At 69.1% G+C, this 6,000-nt stretch carries 7 protein-coding genes and 3 tRNA genes; 2 read left to right on the top strand and 8 right to left on the bottom strand.

Translation table 11 applies throughout. The features are described from left to right. Positions 1–95: 95 nt before the first annotated feature. The 4 genes from ACFXBC_RS10975 to leuC all read right to left on the bottom strand — a co-directional run bounded on the left by ACFXBC_RS10975 (position 96) and on the right by leuC (position 3,254). Positions 96–755 carry an HU family DNA-binding protein gene (locus ACFXBC_RS10975; protein WP_385021624.1) on the bottom strand — a complete coding sequence of 220 codons (660 nt, stop codon included), beginning with the start codon at positions 753–755 and terminating at the stop codon, positions 96–98. A gap of 125 nt (positions 756–880) precedes the next feature. After that, complete coding sequence (locus ACFXBC_RS10970; protein WP_164265355.1) at positions 881–1,126, bottom strand: hypothetical protein; 246 nt, start codon at positions 1,124–1,126, stop codon at positions 881–883. Between the two features lie 104 nt (positions 1,127–1,230). Further along, entirely contained in the window at positions 1,231–1,824 is a 594-nt protein-coding gene (gene leuD / locus ACFXBC_RS10965) for a 3-isopropylmalate dehydratase small subunit (RefSeq protein ID WP_385021619.1), read from the bottom strand. 5 nt (positions 1,825–1,829) lie between these two features. Beyond that, a complete protein-coding gene (gene leuC / locus ACFXBC_RS10960; protein ID WP_385021616.1) occupies positions 1,830–3,254 on the bottom strand; it encodes a 3-isopropylmalate dehydratase large subunit in 1,425 nt (474 codons plus the stop codon). Positions 3,255–3,427: 173 nt separating this feature from the next. Between leuC and ndgR the strand changes: the two genes are divergently transcribed. Beyond that, positions 3,428–4,144 (top strand): IclR family transcriptional regulator NdgR, encoded by a 717-nt coding sequence (gene ndgR / locus ACFXBC_RS10955; protein ID WP_164265352.1) that lies wholly within the window; start codon positions 3,428–3,430, stop codon positions 4,142–4,144. 90 nt (positions 4,145–4,234) lie between these two features. Here the strand turns inward: ndgR and ACFXBC_RS10950 are convergent, their stop codons facing one another. After that, a complete protein-coding gene (locus ACFXBC_RS10950; RefSeq protein ID WP_385021612.1) occupies positions 4,235–4,750 on the bottom strand; it encodes a DUF4188 domain-containing protein in 516 nt (171 codons plus the stop codon). A 107-nt stretch (positions 4,751–4,857) separates the two neighbouring features. Here ACFXBC_RS10950 and ACFXBC_RS10945 point away from each other — a divergent pair, with 107 nt between their 5' ends. After that, positions 4,858–5,499, top strand: a complete 642-nt coding sequence (locus ACFXBC_RS10945; protein ID WP_385021609.1) for a MerR family transcriptional regulator — start codon at positions 4,858–4,860, stop codon at positions 5,497–5,499. A 198-nt stretch (positions 5,500–5,697) separates the two neighbouring features. On the opposite strand, the gene ACFXBC_RS10940 is transcribed toward ACFXBC_RS10945, so the two are convergent. The 3 genes from ACFXBC_RS10940 to ACFXBC_RS10930 form a co-directional block, all read right to left on the bottom strand. Continuing rightward, positions 5,698–5,770: transfer RNA gene (locus ACFXBC_RS10940), tRNA-Glu, on the bottom strand. A 59-nt stretch (positions 5,771–5,829) separates the two neighbouring features. Then, positions 5,830–5,901 (bottom strand) — tRNA-Gln (locus tag ACFXBC_RS10935). A gap of 8 nt (positions 5,902–5,909) precedes the next feature. Then, positions 5,910–5,982 (bottom strand) — tRNA-Glu (locus ACFXBC_RS10930). Between the last annotated feature and the right edge of the window lie 18 nt (positions 5,983–6,000).

Genomic DNA, 6,000 nt, shown 5'->3' with positions numbered 1-6,000 from the left:
GAGAGAGAGTCCGACACCCACTGACACCCGCCCACCCCCCGCGCCCTCCCCCGCGCCCCCCCCCCCCCCCCCCGACGCGTGGTTGGCCCTGCCGCTCACTTCTTCCGGGCGGTGGCCTTCTTGGCGGTGGTCTTGCGCGCCGTGGTCTTCTTGGCCGGGGCCTTCTTCGCCACGGCCTTCTTGGCCGGCGCCGTCTTCTTCGCGGTCGCCTTCTTGGCGGTGGCGGCCTTCTTCGCCGGGGTCGCCGACTTCGTGGCCGCCTTCTTGGCGGTGGTGGCCTTCTTCGCGGCGGTGGCCTTCTTGGCCGCCGTCGTCTTCTTGGCGGCGGTCTTCGCCGTCGTGGTCTTCTTCGCGGCCGTCTTCTTGGCGGCGGTGGCCTTCTTCGCTGCGGCCTTCTTGACTGCCGTACGGGTGGAAGCACCGCCCGAGAGGCTGCCCTTGGGGGCCTTCTTCACGGCCACGTCGTTCTTCGGGAGCTTCTTCGAGCCGCTGACGAGGTCCTTGAAGCCCTGGCCCGCCCGGAAGCGCGGCACCGAGGTCTTCTTGACCCGTACGCGCTCACCCGTCTGCGGGTTGCGGGCGTAACGGGCCGGACGGTCGACCTTCTCGAACGAGCCGAAGCCGGTGACCGACACACGGTCCCCGCCGACAACTGCGCGGACGATCGCGTCCAGTACGGCATCGACAGCGTCTGCGGCCTGCTGGCGGCCACCGACCTTGTCGGCAATGGCCTCTACGAGCTGCGCCTTGTTCACGTCTTCCCCTTCGGAGACATTGCCCGAACGAAACTGTTCAGGCTTTTTCGCACGTTAGGCAGATATATACCGCAAATCAAACACGAAACGGTCTAATCACCCTTGTGCCGCAACGAACTCAACCGTCACGGAGATCCACCAAGGGAGTTGCCATCGGGGAATCGACCCTCGTCGAGGTCCTTCATCAGCCGATCCAGCCGCGTTGCTGCATCGGTGAGATCGTGCTTCGCCGCGGCCGTGATGACCAACAGCTTCCGGGACAGCGCCATCCGTACGCCCTCCGGGACTTGCAGTTCACGCACCCTCGCGTGCGCTTCTTTCAATTGTTCGGCGACTTCCGCGTAAAGCTTGAGTTGGTTGTCGCGTTCCATGCGCCGATTGTGCCATCTGGGGCGAGTTGTCGCCCGGCGGGGGCTCAACAAGCGACTGCGCCCCCTGCCGGGCGGCAGGGGGCGCAGTCTTGGGAACGTGCTGCTCAGACCTCAATTGTGCGTGGTTTGAAGGCGGGTCGGGCCGCCTCGTAGGCCGTGATGTCCGCTTCGTTCTGAAGGGTGAGGCTGATGTCGTCCAGGCCGTTCATCAGGCGCCAGCGGGCGTTCTCGTCCAGCTCGAAGTCCGCGGTGATGCCCTCGGCGCGCACCTGACGGTTCTCCAGGTCCACGGTGACTTCGGCGGCCGGGTCGGCCTCCGTCAGCGTCCAGATGGCCTCCACGACCTTCTGGTCGAGAACCACGGTCAGCAGACCGTTCTTCAGCGAATTGCCGCGGAAGATGTCGGCGAACCGGGACGAGATGACGGCCTTGAAGCCGAAGTTCTGCAGGGCCCACACGGCGTGCTCACGGGAGGAGCCGGTGCCGAAGTCGCGGCCCGCCACCAGCACCGTGGCGCCTGCGCGCTCCGGGCGGTTGAGCACGAACTCGGGGTCTTTGCGCCACGCCTCGAAGAGCCCGTCCTCGAAACCGTCGCGGGTGACCTTCTTCAGCCAGTGGGCCGGGATGATCTGGTCGGTGTCGACGTTCCCGCGGCGCAGCGGGACGGCCCGGCCGGTGTGCTGGATGAAAGCTTCCATGGAACTCAGGCCTCCACGAGGGTCGGGGAGTCGGACAGGTCGGCGGGCGATGCCAGATGGCCGAGGACCGCGGTGGCTGCGGCCACCTGCGGGGAGACCAGGTGGGTACGGCCGCCCTTGCCCTGCCTGCCCTCGAAGTTGCGGTTGGAGGTGGAGGCGCAGCGCTCACCGGGTGCGAGCTGGTCGGGGTTCATGCCCAGGCACATCGAGCAGCCCGCGTGCCGCCATTCGGCGCCCGCGGCGGTGAAGACCTTGTCCAGGCCCTCCTCGACGGCCTGCAGCGCGACCCGTACCGAACCGGGGACGACCAGCATCCGCATGCCGTCGGCGACGGTGCGGCCCTTCAGCAGGGCGGCGGCGCTGCGCAGGTCCTCGATCCGGCCGTTGGTGCAGGAACCCACGAAGACCGTGTCGACCTTGATGTCGCGCAGCGGCTGGCCCGCGGTCAACCCCATGTACTCCAGGGCCTTTTCGGCGGCCAGGCGCTCCGATGCGTCCTCGTACGAAGCCGGGTCGGGGACGCTGGCGGAAAGCGGTGCGCCCTGGCCGGGGTTGGTGCCCCAGGTGACGAACGGGGCCAGCTCGGAGCCGTTGATGAAGACCTCGGCGTCGAACACCGCGTCGTCGTCGGTGCGCAGCGTCTTCCAGTACTCGACCGCGGCGTCCCACTCGGCGCCCTGCGGGGCGTGGTCGCGGCCCTTGAGGTAGTCGAAGGTGGTCTGGTCGGGGGCGATCATCCCGGCCCGCGCGCCCGCCTCGATCGACATGTTGCAGATGGTCATCCGGGCTTCCATCGACAGCTTCTCGATGGCGGAGCCGCGGTACTCCAGGATGTAGCCCTGTCCGCCGCCGGTGCCGATCCGGGCGATGGTCGCGAGGATGAGGTCCTTGGCCGTGACGCCCTCGGCCAGTTCGCCCTCGACCGTGATGGCCATGGTCATGGGGCGGGCCATCGGCAGCGTCTGGGTCGCCAGCACATGCTCGACCTGGGAGGTGCCGATGCCGAACGCCAGCGCGCCGAACGCGCCGTGCGTGGAGGTGTGGCTGTCACCGCAGACCACGGTGGTCCCCGGCTGGGTCAGACCCAGCTGCGGTCCCACGACGTGGACGACGCCCTGCTCGACGTCGCCCAGCGGGTGCAGACGTACGCCGAAATCCGCGCAGTTCTTGCGCAGCGTCTCCAGCTGGACACGGGAGACCGGGTCCGCGATCGGCTTGTCGATGTCGAGGGTGGGGGTGTTGTGGTCCTCGGTGGCGATGGTGAGGTCGAGGCGCCGCACCGGCCGGCCGTTCTGGCGCAGACCGTCGAAAGCCTGCGGGCTCGTCACTTCGTGCAGCAGGTGCAGATCGATGAAGAGAAGGTCGGGCTCGCCTTCGGCGCGCCTGACGACATGGTCGTCCCAGACCTTCTCCGCGAGTGTCCTACCCATCGCTTTCCCTCCGGCCGGCGTCCTCGCCGGCCCAACTAGAAATCGGGCGTCCCCGTCCGGACCCCCGTACCGGGCGCGCAACTGCGAACCGTCGTACGGCCGCCCCTACAGGTTGGCAAGTTCCCTGGAAAATTGAACTTGCGTTTCACAGAGTGAGACGCGAGTATCGTTGCATGGACAACTCTAGCGGCGTCGGCGTTCTCGACAAGGCAGCTCTGGTATTGAGCGCTCTGGAGTCCGGCCCGGCCACCCTCGCCGGGCTGGTCGCGGCGACCGGGCTCGCACGACCCACGGCACACCGGCTCGCCGTGGCACTGGAACACCACCGGCTGGTGGCGAGGGACATGCAGGGCCGGTTCATACTCGGCCCACGCCTCTCGGAGCTGGCCGCAGCGGCGGGCGAGGACCGCCTGCTCGCCACGGCCGGACCCGTACTGACGCATCTGCGCGATGTCACGGGCGAGAGCGCCCAGCTCTACCGCCGCCAGGGCGACATGCGGATCTGCGTGGCGGCGGCCGAGCGTCTCTCCGGGCTGCGGGACACCGTCCCGGTCGGCTCCACGCTCACCATGAAGGCCGGTTCATCGGCGCAGATCCTGATGGGCTGGGAGGAGCCGGAGCGGCTCCACCGCGGGCTCCAGGGCGCCCGGTTCACCGCGACGGCGCTCTCCGGCGTACGGCGCAGGGGCTGGGCCCAGTCGATCGGCGAGCGCGAGCCGGGGGTGGCGTCCGTCTCCGCCCCGGTGCGCGGCCCATCGAACCGGGTGGTCGCCGCCGTCTCGGTGTCCGGCCCGATCGAGCGGCTCACCCGCCACCCCGGCCGGATGCACGCCCAGGCGGTCATCGACGCCGCAGGACGGCTCTCCGAGGCCCTGCGCCGCACCAGCTGACACGCACCCCGCCCCTCCCCAGGTCTCCCGGCCGCTCAACCCGCCCCGGCGGGCCGCCCCAGCGTCGTGGCAGCCCGCGCAACGCGCCGCTCAGCCCGCGTCGGACCGGGTGCGCGCCCCCGAGCGGTGCGCGAGACGGTCCGCCGCCGCGCGGCCCCGCCCCTCGACCGGCAGCACACCGGTCGCCGCCGCCAGCCCACGGACCGGCATATCGGCGTAGATGGATTCGTACGACCCCTCCGGCACGATGTACGTCTCGTGCCAGAGCCCCACATGCTGGCGGGACTTGCGCTCCTTGCGGTTGACCATGGCCCACGCCCTGCGGTGGAACATGTCGGGAGCGCTCGCGTACGCGTACAGCTTCTCCTTGGACTCCCAGTACTGCACGACGTAGTACGTGCGCGGTGACGCCGTCAGGAGCGTGTAGCCGAGGAGCCCCCGGCTCTTGTCCCTGCCCAACTCCCTGAGCATGCGCGGCATCGCCATCAGGACCGGCAGCCAGTGGTGCACCCCCCGGAAGTGGTTGATGCGCATCCCGATCAGCAGGACGACCACATCACCTTCAGCGGCTGCGGTCGTCCGGCCCGGAATCGGTTTCGCGAACATGGCGTCCCCCTTCGCCGTACGGGACGGCAGATATATTGGATAGCGCCACTATCCATTGACGAGATGGTGGCACCGCCTGCGAGGCGGCGCAAGGGAAGGCACCAGGAATGCGACTGTCGGAACTGAGTGAGCGCAGTGGGGTCCCGGCCGCGACGATCAAGTACTACCTGCGGGAGCAGCTGCTGCCGCCCGGCCACCGGATCAGTGCGACCCAGTCCGACTACGACGAGTCCCATCTGCGCCGGCTGCGTCTGGTACGGGCGTTGATCCAGGTCGGCCGGCTCCCGGTGGCGACGGCGCGGGAGGTACTCGGGCATGTCGACGACGCGTCCCTGGGCCGCACGATCCGGCTGGGGGCCGCACTCTGGTCGCTGCCGCACGGGCCAGAACCGGACGAGGAGGCGCCGGAGACGGCCGCCGCCCGCGACGAGGTCGCCCGCCTCCTCGACCAGCTGGGCTGGGCGAGCGTACGGGAGATCGGCGAGCTCTCCCCCGTCCACCGTTCACTGGTGGCCCTGGTGGCCACCCGGCTGCGGCTGGGCTACCCCTGCGACACCGCGTACCTGGTCCAGCAGGCCCGGCTGATGCACCAAGTGGCCCGGCAGAACCTGGACATGATGGAGACGTACCCGTCGGAGAAGGAGCAGGTGGAGTCGGCCGTCGTCTCTACCGTGCTCCATGAGCCGCTGCTGGCTTCGCTGCACAGGCTGGCGCAGCAGGAGGAGTCCGCGCGGCGCTACGGGCTGTGAGAGGGCGGGAGTTGGGCCTCCGGGCCGCCGAACCGCCTTACGCAGAAGGGGGGCGCGCCCGCCCCCCCGCGGCCGACTCGGCACCATGCCCCCCCCAAAAGAAAAACACCCCAACGCCCACCTCGGGGCACCCGGACCGCCCCCCATCGCGCTTCGCGTGTGTCGCGGCCCGCCCCGCGCCGGCCCCTTCCTGTCCTGTACCCCCGACCGGATTCGAACCGGCGCTACTGCCGTGAGAGGGCAGCGTGCTAGGCCGCTACACAACGGGGGCTTGTACTGCAATATCTCGTACTGCAACATACGGTGCGGTGATTCACCGCTGATCCTGCGCTGGGCTACCAGGACTCGAACCTAGAATGACGGTACCAGAAACCGTTGTGTTGCCAATTACACCATAGCCCATGGTGGAGTACCCCCGACCGGATTCGAACCGGCGCTACTGCCGTGAGAGGGCAGCGTGCTAGGCCGCTACACAACGGGGGCCCTGGCGATCCTGCATCA

This window comes from Streptomyces sp. NPDC059398 (assembly GCF_042751845.1).
In the GTDB taxonomy this organism is placed as follows: domain Bacteria; phylum Actinomycetota; class Actinomycetes; order Streptomycetales; family Streptomycetaceae; genus Streptomyces.
The sequence above is the reverse complement of the archived record's forward strand: the minus strand, read 5'-3'. Positions and strand labels throughout refer to the sequence as shown.